This window comes from Kitasatospora sp. NPDC058478, from assembly GCF_042720345.1.
Lineage (GTDB): Bacteria > Actinomycetota > Actinomycetes > Streptomycetales > Streptomycetaceae > Kitasatospora.
This window is the reverse complement of sequence record NZ_JBHXML010000012.1, coordinates 51817-69420: the sequence shown is the minus strand read 5'-3', so window position 1 is coordinate 69420 and position 17604 is coordinate 51817. Positions and strand designations below refer to the sequence as shown.

Annotated in this window: 15 protein-coding genes and 2 tRNA genes; 3 read left to right on the top strand and 14 right to left on the bottom strand. The window is 72.0% G+C overall.

Annotated features, from left to right (window positions below):
• Positions 1-78: 78 nt before the first annotated feature.
• Together ACFWPT_RS09365 and ACFWPT_RS09360 are read left to right on the top strand one after the other, a co-directional pair.
• A complete protein-coding gene (locus tag ACFWPT_RS09365; protein WP_063348929.1) occupies positions 79-1326 on the top strand; it encodes a pyridoxal phosphate-dependent aminotransferase in 1248 nt (415 codons plus the stop codon).
• A gap of 148 nt (positions 1327-1474) precedes the next feature.
• Positions 1475-2509, top strand: a complete 1035-nt coding sequence (locus ACFWPT_RS09360; RefSeq protein ID WP_380338864.1) for an adenosine deaminase — start codon at positions 1475-1477, stop codon at positions 2507-2509.
• Positions 2510-2545: 36 nt separating this feature from the next.
• Here the strand turns inward: ACFWPT_RS09360 and ACFWPT_RS09355 are convergent, their stop codons facing one another.
• The 8 genes from ACFWPT_RS09355 to ACFWPT_RS09320 form a co-directional block, all read right to left on the bottom strand.
• The gene (locus ACFWPT_RS09355) at positions 2546-3589 is read right to left on the bottom strand and encodes a UDP-N-acetylmuramate dehydrogenase (protein ID WP_380480748.1); all 1044 of its coding nucleotides are present in this window, start codon (positions 3587-3589) and stop codon (positions 2546-2548) included.
• A gap of 67 nt (positions 3590-3656) precedes the next feature.
• Positions 3657-5171 (bottom strand): MFS transporter, encoded by a 1515-nt coding sequence (locus tag ACFWPT_RS09350; RefSeq protein ID WP_380480746.1) that lies wholly within the window; start codon positions 5169-5171, stop codon positions 3657-3659.
• Between the two features lie 87 nt (positions 5172-5258).
• Positions 5259-5858 (bottom strand): TetR/AcrR family transcriptional regulator, encoded by a 600-nt coding sequence (locus ACFWPT_RS09345; protein WP_380338873.1) that lies wholly within the window; start codon positions 5856-5858, stop codon positions 5259-5261.
• A gap of 95 nt (positions 5859-5953) precedes the next feature.
• Positions 5954-6376: a MaoC family dehydratase gene (locus ACFWPT_RS09340; RefSeq protein ID WP_380480744.1), complete on the bottom strand. Its 423-nt coding sequence runs from the start codon at positions 6374-6376 to the stop codon at positions 5954-5956.
• 5 nt (positions 6377-6381) lie between these two features.
• Complete coding sequence (locus tag ACFWPT_RS09335) at positions 6382-6840, bottom strand: MaoC family dehydratase N-terminal domain-containing protein (protein WP_363369376.1); 459 nt, start codon at positions 6838-6840, stop codon at positions 6382-6384.
• A 154-nt stretch (positions 6841-6994) separates the two neighbouring features.
• Complete coding sequence (gene rpmG / locus ACFWPT_RS09330) at positions 6995-7159, bottom strand: 50S ribosomal protein L33 (RefSeq protein WP_006604855.1); 165 nt, start codon at positions 7157-7159, stop codon at positions 6995-6997.
• Positions 7160-7242: 83 nt separating this feature from the next.
• A tRNA-Met gene (locus tag ACFWPT_RS09325) sits at positions 7243-7315 on the bottom strand.
• A 43-nt stretch (positions 7316-7358) separates the two neighbouring features.
• Positions 7359-7431: transfer RNA gene (locus ACFWPT_RS09320), tRNA-Thr, on the bottom strand.
• A gap of 286 nt (positions 7432-7717) precedes the next feature.
• Between ACFWPT_RS09320 and ACFWPT_RS09315 the strand changes: the two genes are divergently transcribed.
• Positions 7718-8989: a hydrolase gene (locus tag ACFWPT_RS09315; RefSeq protein WP_380480742.1), complete on the top strand. Its 1272-nt coding sequence runs from the start codon at positions 7718-7720 to the stop codon at positions 8987-8989.
• 242 nt (positions 8990-9231) lie between these two features.
• Here ACFWPT_RS09315 and ACFWPT_RS09310 read toward each other — a convergent pair whose 3' ends face one another.
• From ACFWPT_RS09310 to kdpF, 6 genes are all read right to left on the bottom strand, one after another.
• Positions 9232-9906, bottom strand: coding sequence for a response regulator (locus tag ACFWPT_RS09310; RefSeq protein ID WP_363580044.1), 675 nt, complete (start codon positions 9904-9906; stop codon positions 9232-9234).
• Positions 9907-9966: 60 nt separating this feature from the next.
• Entirely contained in the window at positions 9967-12519 is a 2553-nt protein-coding gene (locus ACFWPT_RS09305) for an ATP-binding protein (protein ID WP_380480740.1), read from the bottom strand.
• Between the two features lie 176 nt (positions 12520-12695).
• The gene (kdpC, locus tag ACFWPT_RS09300; RefSeq protein ID WP_380480738.1) at positions 12696-13331 is read right to left on the bottom strand and encodes a potassium-transporting ATPase subunit KdpC; all 636 of its coding nucleotides are present in this window, start codon (positions 13329-13331) and stop codon (positions 12696-12698) included.
• 14 nt (positions 13332-13345) lie between these two features.
• The gene (gene kdpB, locus ACFWPT_RS09295) at positions 13346-15460 is read right to left on the bottom strand and encodes a potassium-transporting ATPase subunit KdpB (RefSeq protein ID WP_063348922.1); all 2115 of its coding nucleotides are present in this window, start codon (positions 15458-15460) and stop codon (positions 13346-13348) included.
• Positions 15460-17121, bottom strand: coding sequence for a potassium-transporting ATPase subunit KdpA (gene kdpA / locus ACFWPT_RS09290; protein ID WP_380480736.1), 1662 nt, complete (start codon positions 17119-17121; stop codon positions 15460-15462). Before kdpA ends, kdpB begins: the two co-directional genes overlap by 1 nt.
• A gap of 1 nt (position 17122) precedes the next feature.
• Complete coding sequence (kdpF, locus tag ACFWPT_RS09285) at positions 17123-17212, bottom strand: K(+)-transporting ATPase subunit F (protein WP_037971201.1); 90 nt, start codon at positions 17210-17212, stop codon at positions 17123-17125.
• Positions 17213-17604 lie beyond the last annotated feature (392 nt).

Sequence of the window (17604 nt, the reverse complement as noted above, 5' to 3'; positions counted from 1 at the left end):
GCGCCGCCATGTGGACGGTCCCGTACGGATGGTGAAACCACGATGCCCGGTCCGTCCCGGTTCTGCGACGATGCAGGCATGAGCGCTTCCACCCCGCAGCCCGACCGTTCCATCCGCCCCGCCGACCGCCGGGTCTCCGCCCGGATCGGTGCGATCGCCGAGTCCGCGACCCTCGCCGTGGACGCCAAGGCCAAGGCCCTCAAGGCGGCCGGCCGTCCGGTGATCGGCTTCGGAGCCGGCGAGCCCGACTTCCCCACCCCGGACTACATCGTCGAGGCGGCCGTCGAGGCCTGCCGCGACCCGAAGAACCACCGCTACACCCCGGCGGGTGGCCTGCCCGAGCTGAAGTCCGCGATCGCCGCCAAGACGCTGCGCGACTCCGGCTACGAGGTGGACGCCTCCCAGGTGCTGGTCACCAACGGCGGCAAGCAGGCGATCTACGAGGCGTTCGCCGCGATCCTGGACCCGGGCGACGAGGTCATCGTCCCGGCCCCGTACTGGACCACCTACCCGGAGTCGGTCCAGCTCGCCGGCGGCGTCCCGGTGGAGGTCGTGACCGACGAGACCACCGGTTACAAGGTCTCGGTCGAGCAGCTGGAGGCCGCCCGCACCGAGAACACCAAGGTGGTGCTCTTCGTCTCGCCGTCCAACCCGACCGGCGCGGTGTACACCGAGGCCGAGGCCGAGGCGATCGGCCGCTGGGCGCTGGAGCACGGCCTCTGGGTGCTCACCGACGAGATCTACGAGCACCTGGTGTACGGCGACGCCTCCTTCACCTCGCTGCCGGCCCTGCTGCCCGAGCTGGCCGACAAGTGCATCGTGGTCAACGGCGTCGCCAAGACCTACGCGATGACCGGCTGGCGGGTGGGCTGGGTGATCGGTCCCAAGGACGTCATCAAGGCCGCGACCAACCTGCAGTCGCACGCCACCTCGAACGTCTCCAACGTCGCCCAGCGCGCCGCGATCGCCGCCGTCAGCGGCGACCTGGCCGCGGTGCACGAGATGCGCACCGCCTTCGACCGCCGCCGCAAGACCATCGTGCGGATGCTCAACGAGATCGAGGGCGTGTACTGCCCCGAGCCGGAGGGCGCCTTCTACGTGTACCCGTCCGTCAAGGGCCTGCTGGGCAAGGAGATCCGCGGCCACCGCCCGCAGAGCTCCGGCGAGCTGGCCTCGCTGATCCTGGACGAGGCCGAGGTTGCGGCCGTCCCGGGCGAGGCCTTCGGCACCCCCGGCTACCTGCGGTTCTCCTACGCGCTCGGCGACGCCGACCTGGCCGAGGGCATCGGCCGGCTGCAGAAGCTGCTCGGCGAGGCCCGCGACTGACACCCGCCGGCGCCCGCTGAGGTCCGCTGACGTCCGCTGAGGTCCGCTGACACCCGCGCTTCACGTCGGGTACCGCCCTCTTTCACCCCTTCGGGGGACGGAAGGAGGGCGGTTCCCGTTTGGGGGTCCGATGCGGCAGTATCGGCGAATGGAACGCCTGTTGAATCCGCGAGACGTCAGGGACCTCCCGAAGGCCCACCTGCACCTGCACTTCACCGGCTCGATGCGGCCCGCCACCCTGCTGGAGCTGGCCGACAAGCACGGCGTCCGACTGCCGGAGGCGCTCAGCTCCGGCGAGCCGCCGCAACTGCGGGCCACCGACGAACGCGGCTGGTTCCGCTTCCAGCGCCTGTACGACACCGCCCGCTCGGTGCTGCGGGACGAGGAGGACATCCGCCGGCTGGTCCTGGAGACCGCCCAGGACGAGCGGCGGGACGGCTCCCGCTGGCTGGAGATCCAGGTCGACCCGACCTCGTACGCGCCCCGGCTGGGCGGGCTGATCCCCGCGCTGGAGCTGATCCTGGACGCCGTGGAGAACGCCGCCACGGCCACCGGGGTGGGCATCCGGGTGCTGGTCGCGGCGAACCGGATGAAGTCCCCGATGGACGCCCGGACGCTGGCCCGGCTCGCCGTCCGGTACGCCGACCAGGGCGTGGTCGGCTTCGGCCTCTCCAACGACGAGCGGCGCGGCCTCGCCCGGGACTTCGACCGGGCCTTCGAGATCGCCCGCAAGGGCGGGCTGCTGGCCGCCCCGCACGGCGGCGAGCTGGCCGGGCCCGAATCCGTCCGGGACTGCCTGGACGACCTGGGCGCCGGCCGGATCGGCCACGGCGTCCGCGCCGCCGAGGACCCCCGGCTGATGGAACGGCTGGCGGACCGCCAGATCACCTGCGAGGTCTGCCCCTCCTCGAACGTCTCGCTCGGCGTCTACGAGCGCCCCGAGGACGTCCCGCTGCGGCGGCTGTTCGACGCCGGCGTGCCGCTGGCCCTGGGCGCGGACGACCCGCTGCTGTTCGGCAGCCGGCTGGCCGCCCAGTACGACCTGGCCCGCGACGTCCTCGGCTTCGGAGACGCCGAACTCGCCGAGCTGGCACGGCAGTCCGTCCGCGGCTCGCGCGCACCGGAGGCCGTCCGCAAGGAGTTGCTGGCGGACATCGACACCTGGCTGGTCAGCGCCACCTGAGGCGTGCCTTGTGGATCAGGCCGACCCCGGACAGGCCTAGAGCTTGACGCCGATCATCACCGGCTCGTTCACCAGCTCGACCCCGAAGGCCTCGCGGACGCCGTCCCGGATCTCCCGGGCCAGCGCCAGCAGGTCCTCGGCGGTGGCCGCGCCGCGGTTGGTGAGCGCCAGGGTGTGCTTGGTGGAGAGCGTCGCCGGGCCGCTGCCGTAGCCCTTGCCGAAGCCGGCCCGGTCGATCAGCCAGGCGGCCGAGGTCTTGGTGCAGCCCTCCGGCGCCGGGTAGGCGGGGGCGTTCTCGGTGCCCGGGCGGGTCCGGAAGGACTCGTACTGGGCGGCGGTGAGCACCGGGTTGGTGAAGAAGGAGCCGGCCGACCAGGTGTCGTGGTCCGCCGGGTCCAGCACCATGCCCTTGCCGGAGCGCAGCCCCAGCACCGCGTCGTGCGCCCGCTCCAGCGGCACCCGCTCGCCCTGCTCGACGCCGAAGTGCCTGGCCACCTCGGCGTACTTGACCGGGGTGGAGAGCCCCTCGTGGTCGGCCAGGGCGAACCGCACCCGCAGCACCACGTAGCGGTCCGGCTCGGCCTTGAAGCGGCTGTGCCGGTAGGAGAACGCGCACTCGGCGTTGGGGAGCGTGACCACCTCGCCGGCCGTGCGGTCGTAGGCGACCACCTCGGTGATCGACTGGGCGACCTCCTGGCCGTACGCGCCGACGTTCTGCACCGGGGTCGCACCGGCCGAGCCGGGGATGCCGGCCAGGAACTCGACGCCCGCCAGGCCGTGCTCGCGCACCGCGCGGGTGACCGCCTCCGACCAGACCTCGCCGGCCGCCAGCTCCAGCACGGTGCCGTCCAGGGCGAAGCCGGTGGTCGCGATCCGCAGCACGGTGCCGGGGAAGCCGACGTCGCCGATCACCAGGTTGGAACCGCCGCCGAGGACCAGCAGCGGCTCGCCGGCCTCGTCGGCCGCGCGGACGGCGGCGATCACCTCGTCGTCGGTGTGGGCGGTCACCAGGCGGCGGGCCGGGCCGCCGAGCCGGAGCGTGGTCAGCGGGGCGAGGGGGGCGTCGTTTTCTACCAGCACGCCCACCAGCGTACGGGTGCGGGGGCGGCCGCCCGGCCGCCCCCGCACCCGCACCCGGATCGGCCGGTCAGGCCTTCGAGGCCTCGGCGTGGACGGGCGCCGCGTCCTCGGCCCGCTCGGCACCGGTCTGCTCGGCACCGGCCTGCTCCGGCTCCACGGCCGCCGGCTCGTCGGCGACGGCCGCGGGCTTCACCCGGCGCGGGAGGAAGAACGCGCAGACCGCCGCGACCGCCACCACCCCGGCGCCGACGTACAGCGCGGGCACCAGCCCGTCGATGAAGGACTGCTCCGACGTGTACCCGCCCTGCGCCGAGAACACCGCCGAGAGGACGGCCACGCCGAGCGCGCCGCCGACCTCGCGCAGCGCGTTGTTGGCGCCGGAGGCGATGCCCTGCTCCTCCGGCCGGACGCTGTCCATCACCAGGGCGGCGGTCGGGGCGAAGTACAGCGACATGCCGATGCCGCAGATCACCACGGCGGGGATCTCGGCGGCGTAGTCGTAGCCGGTGCTGCCGCCGGTGATCGCCGCGTACATCGCCAGGCCGGCGCCCTGCAGCAGCAGCCCGGTGACCACGATCGGGCGGCCGCCGAAGCGGTCGGCCAGGATGCCCGCGATCGGGGCGACGATCAGCGGCATGCCGGTCCACGGGAGCATCCGGATGCCGGCCTCCTGCGGGCTGTAGCCGCCCACGCTCTGCAGGTGCTGGCTGATCAGGAAGATCGAGCCGAACATGCCGAGGAACATCAGCAGGCCGGAGGCGTTGACGGCGGAGAAGGCCCGGCTGCGGAACAGCCGCATCGGAAGCATCGGGTGCCGGGCCCAGCGCTGCTCGTAGAGCACGAAGGCGGTGAGCAGCGCGACGCCGCCGATCAGGGAGCCGAGCACCAGCGGGCTGGTCCAGCCGTTCGGGTTGCCGCGGATCAGGCCGAGGACGACGCCGAACAGGCCCAGGCTGACCAGGATCGTGCCGACCACGTCCAGCGCCGGGTTGGCGCCCCGGCTCTCGCGGAGCTTGAGGGCGGCGAGCGGGATCAGGACGAGGCCGACCGGGACGTTCACCCAGAAGATCCACTGCCAGGAGAAGTGCTCGGTGAGCGTCCCGCCGACCAGCGGTCCGGTGGCGACGGCCAGGCCGTTGACGCCCGCCCAGATGCCGAAGGCCAGACCCCGCCTGGCCGCCGGCACCGCGGCGGTGAGCAGGGTGAGGGTGAGCGGCATGGAGACCGCGGCGCCGGCGCCCTGGACGGCGCGGGCGGCGATCAGCGCGCCGATGCCCGGCGAGAGGGCGGCCGCGGCGGAGCCGACGGTGAAGAGCGTGAGCCCGACCAGGAAGATCCGGCGGCGGCCGAACCGGTCGCCGAGCGCGGCGCCGAACATCAGCAGGACGGCGAAGGACAGGGTGTAGGCGCTGACCGTCCACTCCAGGTCGGACAGCCCGCCGCCGAGGTCCTCGCGGATGGACGGCAGCGCGGTGGTGACGACCAGGTTGTCCAGGCTGGCCATGAAGCCCGCGACGCTGGTGATCACCAGCGTCCAGACACCGAGCCGTCCCAGGCCCTGTTCTTCCGTTCTCTCCGTCATGGTTTCCCCCCAGGGGTCTTAGATAGTTATTGATCACTAACTTTCGAGGCCCGAAAAAAGGCCGCACGGACTCCACCGTGCGGCCCGCTACTCCCCGCCCTCGCCGTGCTCTCCGCGCTCGCCGTGCTCTTCGTGCTCTCCGAAGCCCAGGCCGCTCCAGATCCGGTGGTCCCGGGGGTACCCCAGCGCCACCAGCGTGTTGATCAGCATCCCGTACGCGAAGAACTCCGCGGTGCCCTGCACGTCACCGCCGATCCGGCCCCTGACCCGCTCGAACAGCTCCTCCCAGAGCCTGCGGGCGGTCTCCCCGATCTCGTCCTCGCCGGTCGTCCGGGCCGCGAACACCGAGACGTAGAGCTGCATCTGCATCATGAGCTGCTCGCCGTCCGCGACCAGGCCCAGGTACGCCTCGGACATCGCCTGGGCGGCCGCCGGCCCGGTCAGCCCGACCGAGGCCTCGTCGAAGACCTTCCAGGTCTCCTCGATGCAGCGCTCGGCGGCGGCCGTGAAGATCGCCTGCTTGCCGGGGAACAGCCGGAACAGGTACGGCTGCGAGACGCCCACCCGGCGGGCGATCGCCTCGGTGGACGTCCCCCGGTAGCCGCTCCTGGCGAATTCGATCACTGCGGCGCGAACGACGCTCTCGCGCCGCTCCTCCGCACTCATCCGCATGCTCGCCCTCGCCATGGGAGCAAAGTTAGTGGCCAATCACTATCTTCGCAAGGCCGACGGGCGCGGCGGGAATCCCGTCGGACGGGCCCCGCCGCGGCCGAAAGAGGGGCCTAGGCGAGCCGGACGACCGCCCTGGACATCCCGAGCACCTTCTGCCCGCCGGTGGTGGCCAGCAGGTCGACCTGCACCTTGCGGTCGCCCAGCAGCTTGGCGACCTTCGCCGACACCTCGACCACCGCGCCGACGCCGTCGTTCGGCACCGGGACGGGGCGGGTGAAGCGGACGCCGTACTCGACCACCGCGGCCGGGTCGCCGACCCAGTCGGTGACCACCCGAATGGCCGCGGCCATGGTGAACATTCCGTGCGCGATGACGTCCGGCAGGCCGACCTCCACGGCGAACTTCTCGTTCCAGTGGATCGGGTTGAAGTCGCCGGAGGCGCCCGCGTACCGCACCAGGGTGTCGCGGGTCACCGGGAAGGACTGCGCCGGCAGCTGGGTGCCGACCTCGACCTCGTCGTAGCTGATCGCCATCGTGTTCACTTCCCCGTCTCGTCGGCGGCCCGGGCCACCAGCGTCATGACCGACGTCACCACGTGCTCGCCGATCGCGTCCGACACCTCGCCACGCACGGTGAGCACGTCGTTGCCCGCCAGCGACTTGATGTTGTCGATGGTGACCGCGACCGTCAGCCGGTCGCCGGCCAGCACCGGGCGGGAGTAGGAGAACTTCTGGTCCCCGTGCACCACTCGGCTGTAGTCCAGGCCCAGCTCCGGATCCTCGACCACCTGGGAGGCCGCCTGGTAGGTGATCACGAACGGGAAGGTCGTCGGGGCGATCACGTCGGGGTGGCCCAGCGCCTTCGCCACCGCCGGATCGGTGAACGCCGGGTTGGTGTCCCCGATCGCGATCGCGAACTCGCGGATCTTCTCCCGGCCGACCTCGTACGGCTCGGTGGGCGGGTAGGTCCGCCCGATGAAGGAGGGGTCGAGTGCCATGGGGCAACTCCTCGGAAGCACGGTGGATCCGGCGGCCGTTGCCGCCGGCGGGGCGCGCATGGGTGCATACGCGAAAAACTCCGGGCCGCACCCCCTGAGGGATGCGGCCCGGAGCTCAAGACCTGTCACACAGGCCCGACGCCCTGCGAGAGGGTCAGCGGGTCTCGCGGTGCGCGGTGTGCGAGTTGCAGCGGGGGCAGTGCTTCTTCATCTCAAGACGGTCCGGGTCGTTACGCCGGTTCTTCTTGGTGATGTAGTTCCGCTCCTTGCACTCCACGCAGGCCAGCGTGATCTTCGGGCGGACGTCGGTGGCAGCCACGGGAGTGCCTTCCTGGGACAACGAATAAGAACACAACAAGAGTAGCCGACCGGGAGTGCGATCTCCCGACCGACTACGCGGGGTAGCGGTGACCGGACTTGAACCGGTGACACAGCGATTATGAGCCGCTTGCTCTACCAACTGAGCTACACCGCCACAGTGATCCGCAGCACAACCGAAGCCGACTGCTTTTCACCAGAGCCCCCATGCGGAATCGAACCGCAGACCTTCTCCTTACCATGGAGACGCTCTACCGACTGAGCTATAGGGGCGAACGAGGAAGAGATTACACGTTCCGCGCCCAGAGGTGAAATCCGTATCCCGACGCGAAGACCGCAGGTCGGCGAGGTGAACGGACGGACGATCCAAGGTCCCGCGTTCGATCGGCCCACCAGCCGCACGGCCCGACCCGATACGACTATTGCCCGCCTCCGAGCGCCCCGCCCCCACGCGCCATAGGCTCGACCCTCATCGACGGGGACGGCCCGGGGCGTCAGGACGACCCGGGATCAGGACGGTCCGGCCGACCGGACGGGCCAGCGCGGGAAGGAGCCTGCGATGGACAGCGCAGCCGCCGACGGACCGCACTCCGGCTCCGGCCCGACAGCCAACCCGCTCGGGCACGGACCGGTCCTCCTGCTCACCGGCGCCCGGCTGGCCGACGGGCGGGTGGTGGACGTCCGGATCAGCGGGGACCGGATCCAGGCCGTCGGCACCGTCGGCAGCCTCGGCCCGTTGCCCGCCCTGCCCGGCGCACCCACCGTCACCACCGGCGCCCGGATCGACCTCAAGGGCTACCTGCTGCTGCCGGCCCCCGCCGAGGCGCACGCCCACTACGACACCGCCTTCTCGGCCGCCCTGTCCGCCCCGCCCCCGGAGAGCCCCGGCGACCTCACCCGGCGGGTCACCGAGGCCGCGCTCGCCTCGCTCGGCTACGGCGCCACCGCCCAGCGCACCCACGTCCGGATCGGCGACGTGCACGGGCTGCGTCGGCTGGAGGCGGTGCTCACCGCCCGGCAGGCGCTGCGCGGCCTGGCCGAACTCCAGGCGGTGGCGATGCCCCGGCTGCTCACCGGCCGGGCCGGCGCCGACGGCCGGGCGCAACTGCGCGACGCGCTCAAGCTGGGCGCCACCGCGGCCGGCGGCTGCCCGGAGCTGGACCCGGATCCGGCCGGGTACGTCCAGGTGCTGCTGGAGGCCGCCCGGGAGGCGGACTGCCCGGTGGACCTGCACACCACGGCCGGCGATCCGGCCCAACTCGCGCGACTGGTAAGCGCGTTGGCCCCGCTGCGGCCGCGGGTGACACTCGGGCCGTGCGGGGCGCTGACCCGGGGTGCGTCCACGGTGCTGGCGGCCGGCGGGGTTCGGGTGGTCTGCCTGCCGCAGAACGGCGGCTGCACCGGCCTGGAAGGCCGGGTGCCGGGGCTGCGGCCGGGCCTGCTGCGGGAGTTGACGGAGGCCCGGGTGCCGCTGGCGGCCGGCAGCGGCGCGCTGCGGGACCAGTCCAACCCGGTCGGCCGGGCGGATCCGCTGGAGTCGGCGTACCTGCTGGCGGCGGGCGGGGAGCTGGGCCTGGAGGCGGCGTACGACGCGGTGGCGAACCAGGCCCGGGCGGCGCTCGGGCTGCCGCCGGTCCGGGTGGACGCCGGGTTCCCGGCGGAGCTGCTGGCGGTGCGCGGGGACAGCCTGGCCGGGGCGCTCGCGGGCGGCCACAGCCGACTGGTGGTGCACAGCGGCCGGGTGGTCAGCCGGACGAGCGCGGTGCGGGAGTTCGCGGACACCGTGGCGCTGGCGCTGCCCCGGCAGTCCGGGAGCACCGGCGGAGGCTGAACAGTCCCCGAGAAAATTCAAGGGGCGCGCGACGGATGTCGCGCGCCCCTCCCCCACCTGCTGGCCGCCGTTCAACGGCGGCTGGAGCGGTCCCGGGCCTCCCCCACATTGGAGCCGGGCCCGCTCGGTCAGCACTGACGCTACGCCCACGGAACACCGCTCCGGGCCTGCCTTGACGCTCCCCTGTCGGTCTCCGGCCCGCTCTTGACGGGTCGTTGACGCGGCGGCGGCCGGGGGGGCGCTCAGGGCTCGTACCGGTACCCGATCCCCGGTTCGGTGATCAGGTGCCGCGGGCGGCCCGGGTCACGCTCCAACTTGCGGCGCAGCCCGGCCAGGTAGACCCGCAGGTAGTTGCCGCGCGCCTCCTGGGCCGGCCCCCACACCTCCCGCAGGATCTGCCGCCCGGGCACCAGCCGGCCCGGGTTGGCCACCAGCAGGGCGAGGATCCGCCACTCGGTCGGGGTGAGCCGCACCGGGCCCCGCGGGCCGGTCACCGTGGTGGCCGTCAGGTCGACGGTGTGGTCGCCTATCACCGGCCGGCCCAGCGGGGCACCGCCCAGCGGCCGGCGCAGCACGGCGCGCAGCCGGGCCAGCAGTTCCTCCATCAGGAACGGCTTGGTGAGGTAGTCGTCCGCGCCCGCGTCGAGGGCGCCCACCTTGTCGGCGGCGCCGGACCGGCCGGAGAGCACGATGATCGGCATCGCGCTGCGGGTGCGCAGGCCGCGCAGCACGTCCATGCCGTCCAGGTCCGGCAGGCCGAGGTCGAGCAGCACGGCGTCCGGGGCGGAGTGCGCGGCGCGGTCCAGCGCCTCGCCGCCGCTGGCGGCCGTCCGCACGGCGTACTGCCGGGCGCTGAGGTTGATCCGCAGCGTGCGCAGCAGGGCCGGTTCGTCGTCGACGATCAGGATCTCGCTCATGCGGCCACCTCGCTCCGCTCGGCGGTCGCTTCGCGGGACACGCAGCTTTCGGCGGTTCGTTCAGTTCGTCCACTCATGTACGGGCTCCTCCCGAGTGGCGGCGGGCAGGGTGAGCAGCATGGTGGTGCCGCCCCCGGGGGTGTCCTCGACCTCCAGGCTGCCGCCCATGGCCTCGGCCAGGCCGCGGGAGAGCGCGAGGCCGAGACCGACACCGGTGGTGTTGTCGGTGTCGCCGAGGCGCTGGAAGGGCAGGAAGACCCGGTCGCGTTCCTCGGGGGCGATGCCGGGGCCGCGGTCGATCACCCGGATCTCGACCTGGTCGGCGTGGTGGCTGGCGGTGACCAGGACGGGCGCGCCGGGCGCGTTGTAGCGCAGCGCGTTGGTGATCACGTTGGCGAGCACCCGCTCCAGCAGCGGCGGGTCGGCGAGCACCGGCGGCGCGGTGTCCAGGTCGAGCGGCTGGATCGGGGCGTACGGGTCGGGGAGGCTGTCGAGCGCCCGGGGCAGGATCTCGTCGAGGTGGGTCTCGGCGAGGTGCAGGGTGAGCGCGCCGGCCTGGAGGCGGCTCATGTCGAGCAGGTTGTCGACCAGGCGGGTGAGCTTGACCAGCGACTCGTCGGCGGTGGCGAGCAGTTCGGCCTGGTCCTCGGGCGAGAACTCGACGTCGGGGCTGCGCAGCGAGCCGACCGAGGCGAGCGCGGCGGCGAGCGGGGTGCGCAGGTCGTGGCTGACGGCGGCGAGCAGGGCGGTGCGCATCCGGTCGGCGGCCTTGATCGGCTCGACCTCGGCGGCGACCACGGCGAGCCGGTCGCGTTCCAGCGCGACGGCGACGTGCGCGGCGAAGGCGGTGAGGACGCGCTGGTCGGCGGCCGGCAGTCGGCGGCCGGTGAGGACCAGGACGGCATCCGCGCCGACCGGCACCTCGGTGGTCTCGCTCTGCCCGTCGGCGTCGTCCTGGTGCTCGGCCTCGGAGTGGGCGAGCACCTCGTCGTCGACCCGGGAGAGCAGGGCGACGGCCTGCATGCCGAAGGCCGTCCGGGACTTCTCCATCAGGGCGGACAGGGCGTCGGCGCCGCGCAGCACGCTGCCGGCCAGGGTGGAGAGGGTCTCGGCCTCGGCGGTGGCACGGGCGGCGCGACTGGTGAGCCGGCTGGCGTGGTCGACGATGGTGGCGACGGCGAGCGCGACGGAGGCGAAGACGACCAGGGCGACGATGTTGTTGGTCTCGCCGATGGTCAGGGCGTGTATCGGCGGGATGAAGTAGTAGTTGAGCAGCAGCGAGGCGCTGACCGAGGCCAGCAGGGCGGAGGTGGCGCCGCCGAGCAGGGCGACGATGACCACGCCGAGCTGGAAGATCAGCGCGTCGGTGGTGAGGTTGATGCTCTCGTGCGCCTGGGACAGGAGCGCGGTCAGCAGCCAGGGCACCACGAGGCCGGCGGCGTAGCCGGCGATGGTGCGGCGCTTGGAGTGGCGGCGGCCGAGCGAGGGCAGCCGGCCGCGGCCGGTGAACTCGTGGGTGACCATGTGGACGTCGATGTCCTCGGAGTCGTCCACGGTGGTCTCGCCGATGCCGGGGCCGGTGAGGAAGCGGTTGATCCGGCCGCGGCGGCTGGTGCCGAGCACCAGCTGGGTGGCGTCGTGGGCGCGGGCGAAGGTGAGCAGCGCGGTGGGGATGTCGTCGCCGACCACCACGTGGTAGCTGCCGCCGAGGGTCTCGACCAGCTGGCGCTGCTGGGCGAGCGCGCCGGAGGAGGCGCCGGCCAGGCCGTCGCTGCGGGTGACGTGGACGGCCAGCAGGTCGCCGCCGGCGGTGCGGTCGGCGATCCGGGCGGCGCGGCGGATCAGGGTCTCGCCCTCGGGGCCGCCGGTGAGGGCGACCACGACGCGTTCGCGGGTCTCCCAGACGCGGTCGATGTTGTGGCTGGCCCGGTAGTCGCGCAGGCCCTCGTCGACCCGCCCGGCCACCCAGAGCAGGGCGAGTTCGCGCAGGGCGGTGAGGTTGCCGACCCGGAAGTAGTTGGAGAGCGCGGCGTCCACCTTCTCCGCCCTGTAGACGTTGCCGTGGGCCATCCGCCGGCGCAGCGCCTGCGGGGCCATGTCGACGAGTTCGATCTGGTCGGCCCGGCGGACCACCTCGTCCGGGACGGTCTCGCGCTGCGGGATGCCGGTGATCTTCTGGACGACGTCGTTCAGCGATTCCAGGTGCTGGATGTTGACGGTGGTGATGACGTCGATCCCCGCGGCCAGCAGTTCCTCGACGTCCTGCCAGCGCTTGGCGTGGCGGCCGCCGGGGATGTTGGTGTGCGCCAGTTCGTCGACCAGCACGACGGACGGGCGGCGGGTGAGCACCACGTCGAGGTCCATCTCGTCGAACTCGGCGTCGCGGTAGGAGCGTTGGACACGCGGCAGGACTTCAAGGCCGTCCAGCATGCCCTCGGTGTGGCGGCGGCCGTGGCACTCGATGTACCCGACCGCGACGTCGGCCCCGCGCTCCTGTCTGCGCCGGGCCTCGTCCAGCATCCGGTAGGTCTTGCCGACCCCCGGGGCGGAACCGAGGTACACCCTCAGCCGGCCCTTGCGGATGCCGGTGCCGGGGGTGAGGTCGCGGGCCATGGGCACTGCTCTTTCGTTCCTGCGAGGGCTGCCGCCAGGGCGTCCTCGGGCCGGGGTCGGGACGTACGGCGGCCGACCCGGGCGCGGGGGTGGTGCCCCGGCCCGGGTCGGCCTGTTTCACGGATCCAGCCGTTGACCTGTCACTTCTGTTCCGCCGGCCATCTCTGTTCGGCCGGTCACTTCTGTTCCGCGAGGGCCCGGTTCAGCAGGAGGACGTTGACGCCCTCCTGTCCGAGGAAGCCGAGCGAGCGGCCTTCGGTGTACTTCTCGACCAGCTTGCGCACCGCCTCCGCCGACAGGTTCCGGGTCTTGGCGACCCGGCTCACCTGCTCCTCGGCGTAGGCGACCGAGATGTACGGGTCGAGGCCGGAGCCGGAGGCGGTCAGCGCGTCGGCCGGGACGCTCTCCGGGGCGACGCCGTCGAACTCGGCGGCGGCGGCACGGCGGTCGTTGACGGCCTTCAGCAGGTCGTCACTGTTCGGGCCGAGGTTGGAGGCGCCGGACGAGGACGAGTCGTAGCCGGTCCCGGCCGCGGAGGGGCGGGGCTGGAACCACTTCGGGTCCGGCTGCGCCTCCTCCTTCGGGTCGTCGGGGTTCTTCTTCGGGAGGTTGAAGTTCTGGCCGATCAGGCTGGAACCGACCTCCTTGCCGTCGGACTTCACGAGCGAGCCGTTGGCCTTCTCGGTGAAGGCGACCTGGCTGATCCCGGTGACCAGCAGCGGGTAGGCGATCCCGAGGATCGCGGTGAGCACCAGCAGCGCCCGCAGTGCGGTGAAGTGGGTGCGGACGGTCGTCGGCAGGGGCTTGGACATCGGATTCTCCTCTCTCAGCTCAGGCCGGGGATGAACTGGACGATCAGGTCGATCAGCTTGATGCCGACGAACGGCACCACCAGACCGCCGAAGCCGTAGACCCCGATGTTGCGGCGCAGCAGGGAGCTGGCGTCGGACGGGCGGTAGCGCACGCCGCGCAGGGCGAGCGGGATCAGGCCGATGATGACCAGGGCGTTGAAGATGATCGCCGAGGTGATCGCGGACTGCGGGCTGTGCAGGCCCATGATGTTGAGGTGGCTCAGGCCCGGGTAGACCCCGGCGAACATCGCGGGGATGATCGCGAAGTACTTGGCCACGTCGTTGGCGATCGAGAAGGTGGTCAGCGCACCACGGGTGATCAGCAGCTGCTTGCCGATCTCGACGATCTCGATCAGCTTGGTCGGGTTGGAGTCCAGGTCGACCATGTTGCCGGCCTCCTTGGCCGCCATGGTCCCGGTGTTCATGGCCACGCCGACGTCGGCCTGGGCGAGCGCGGGGGCGTCGTTGGTGCCGTCGCCGGTCATCGCGACCAGCTTGCCGCCCTCCTGCTCCTTCTTGATCAGCGCCATCTTGTCCTCGGGGGTGGCCTCGGCGAGGAAGTCGTCCACGCCCGCCTCCTCCGCGATCGCCTTGGCGGTCAGCGGGTTGTCGCCCGTGATCATGATGGTCTTGATGCCCATCCGGCGGAGCTCGTCGAAGCGCTCCCGCATGCCCTCCTTGACCACGTCCTTGAGGTGGATGACCCCGAGGACGCGGGCCGGCTTGGCGCCGACCTTGGTCGCCACCACCAGCGGGGTGCCGCCGGCCGCGGAGATCCCGTCGACCAGGGCGGAGACCTCGTTGCCGACCGAACCGCCGTTCTCGGTCACCCAGTTGGTGACCGCGCCGGCCGCACCCTTGCGGACCTGGTGGACCGCCTCGGCCTCGTCCAGGTCGACGCCGGACATCCGGGTCTGGGCGGTGAACGGGACCCAGGTGGCGTGCGTCAGCTCGCCCTGGGCGCGGGCCCGCAGGCCGTACTCGGTCTTGGCGAGGACCACGATCGAGCGGCCCTCCGGGGTCTCGTCCGCGAGGGAGGACAGCTGCGCGGCGCTGGCCAGTTCCTCGGTGGACACGCCCGGGGCGGGCAGGAACTCGGCGGCCTGGCGGTTGCCCAGGGTGATGGTGCCGGTCTTGTCCAGCAGCAGGGTGTTGACGTCGCCGGCCGCCTCGACGGCCCGGCCGGACATCGCCAGCACGTTGCGCTGCACCAGCCGGTCCATGCCGGCGATGCCGATCGCGGAGAGCAGCGCGCCGATGGTGGTCGGGATGAGCGCCACGATCAGGGCGACCAGGACGATCATCGACTGCGGGGCGCCCGCGTAGGTGGCCATCGGCTGCAGGGTCACCACGGCGACCAGGAAGACGATGGTCAGCGAGGCGAGCAGGATGTTCAGCGCGATCTCGTTCGGCGTCTTCTGCCGGGCGGCGCCCTCGACCAGGGCGATCATCCGGTCGATGAACGACTTGCCGGGCTCCGAGGCGATCTTCACCACGATCCGGTCGGACAGCACCTTGGTGCCGCCGGTCACCGCCGAGCGGTCACCGCCGGACTCGCGGATGACCGGCGCGGACTCGCCGGTGATCGCCGACTCGTCGACGCTCGCGACGCCCTCGACGACGTCGCCGTCGCCGGGGATGATCTGCCCGGCCTCGACCACCACGTGGTCGCCGAGCCGCAGCGCGGTGCCCGGCACCTCCTCCTCGGCCTGCGTGGCGGGCCAGTCGGTGAGCCGGCGGGCGACGCTCTCGGTCTTGGTCTTGCGCAGGGTGTCGGCCTGGGCCTTGCCGCGGCCCTCGGCGACGGCCTCGGCCAGGTTGGCGAAGATCGTGGTGAGCCAGAGCCAGACGGTGATGGACCAGGCGAACACGGACGGACTGGCGATCGCGGAGACGGTGGTGACCACCGAGCCGACCTCGACCACGAACATGACCGGGTTCTTGACCATCACCCGGGGGTCGAGCTTCTTCACCGCGTCCGGCAGGGACGCGACGATCAGCTTCGGGTCGAGCAGGCCGCTGGCCACTCTGTGCTGCGCGGCGGGCTCGGCCTTGTCGGCCGGTGCGGGGTTGAGCGTAGGGGTGGACATCAGGAGAGACCTTCCGCGATCGGCCCGAGAGCCAGGGCCGGGAAGTAGGTGAGGCCGACGACGATCAGGATGACGCCCGACAGCAGGCCCACGAACAGCGGCTTGTGGGTGGGCAGGGTGCCCGGGGTGGCCGGGACCGGCTGCTGCTGGGCGAGCGAACCGGACAGCGCCAGGACGAAGACGATCGGCAGGAGGCGGCCGAAGATCATCGCCAGGCCGAGCGCCGTGTCGTACCAGTCGGTGTTGACGGTGATGCCGCCGAAGGCCGAGCCGTTGTTGTTGGCGGCCGAGGTGAAGGCGTACAGCACCTCGGAGAAGCCGTGGGCGCCCGAGTTGAGCATCCCGGCCCGCTCCCCCGGCAGGGCCATCGCCAGGCCCGTGCCGACCAGCACCAGGGTCGGCGTGGTGAGGATGTACAGCGAGGCGAACTTCATCTCCCGGCCGCCGAGCTTCTTGCCCAGGTACTCGGGGGTGCGGCCGACCATCAGACCGGCGACGAACACCGCGACGATCGCCAGCACGAGCATGCCGTACAGGCCGGATCCCACACCGCCGGGCGCGATCTCGCCCAGCATCATGTTGAAGACCGTCAGCCCGCCGCCGAACGGCGTGTACGAGTCGTGGAAGGAGTTCACCGCGCCGGTCGAGGTCAGCGTGGTCGAGGCGGCGAACAGGCCGGAGGCGGCGATGCCGAAGCGCTGCTCCTTGCCCTCCATCGCGGCGCCCGCGGCCTGCAGGGCGGTGCCCTGGTGCTGCGACTCGGCGAAGGTGAGCAGGGCGGTCGAGGCGACCCAGAACAGGCCCATCACGGCGAGGATCGCGTAGCCCTGGCGGTTGTCCCCCACCATCCGGCCGAAGGCCCGCGGCAGCGCGAACGGGATCAGCAGGATCAGGAAGATCTCGACCAGGTTGGAGAAGCCGGTCGGGTTCTCGAACGGGTGCGCGGAGTTGGCGTTGAAGAAGCCGCCGCCGTTGGTGCCGAGCAGCTTGATGACCTCCTGGGAGGCCACCGGGCCGCCCGGGATCTTCTGCACGTCGCCGCCGAGCGTGGCCACCTCGTGGAAGCCGTGGAAGTTCTGGATCACGCCGGAGGCGGCCAGGACCAGGGCGAAGACGATCGAGATCGGCAGCAACAGGCGCAGGTTGATCCGGGTGAGGTCCACCCAGAAGTTGCCGACCCGGTCGGTCCGGTTGCGGGTGAAGCCCCGGATCAGCGCGCCGACGACGGCGATGCCGACGGCCGCGGAGACGAAGTTCTGCACCGCCAGGCCCGCCATCTGCGCCAGGTGGCCCATCGCGGACTCACCGGCGTAGGACTGCCAGTTGGTGTTCGCGACGAACGAGATCGCGGTGTTCCAGGCCTGGTGACCCTCCATCTGCGGAACGCCGAGGTTCAGCAGCAGGTAGCCCTGGAGGCGGATCAGGCCGTAGAGGAAGAGGACGGAGACGGCCGAGAAGGCCAGCACCGAGCGGAGGTACACCGGCCAGCGCTGATCGGCGTCGCCGTCGACGCCGATCACCTTGTAGATGCCGCGCTCGACTCTGAGGTGCTTGGTGGTGGTGAGGAGCTTGGCGATGTAGTCGCCAAGGGGGCGGTAGCACAGGGCCAGTGCCCCGACCAGGGCAAGGGCCTGCAACCAGCCCGCGAGAGTGGATCCCATGTCAGAACTTCTCCGGGAAGATCAGCGCCACGACGAGATAGCCGACGAGCGCGACGGCCACGATCAGACCTGCGATGTTCTCCGCGCTCACAGCTTCTCCACCCCCCGCGCGATCAGGGCGATGACGGCGAACACGGCGACCGTGACACCGACGTAGATGAGATCGGACATGGGCTCCACCAGAGCGGTTCGGGAGACTGCCGCGGGCGGGCCGGGGGCTTCGCGCGGCGCCGGCGGACGACCGGCAGATGCAGCAAAGCAGCCGTCAGAGGCGCGTTATGGCTCCCTGACGCCCTCCATACGGGTGACTGCGGGACGTTGACGCGACCTTGACGCCCGCTTCACCGGGCCGTGACCGTCGTCATCAGGCCGTGATCGACCCGGCGCCGGAACGCCGGAAGCCCCGGGATTCCGGGGCTTCCGTACGGGTGGGGGTGCGGGTGGGGGTGCGGGCTCGTGCGGGCTCGTGCGGGCTCGTGCGGC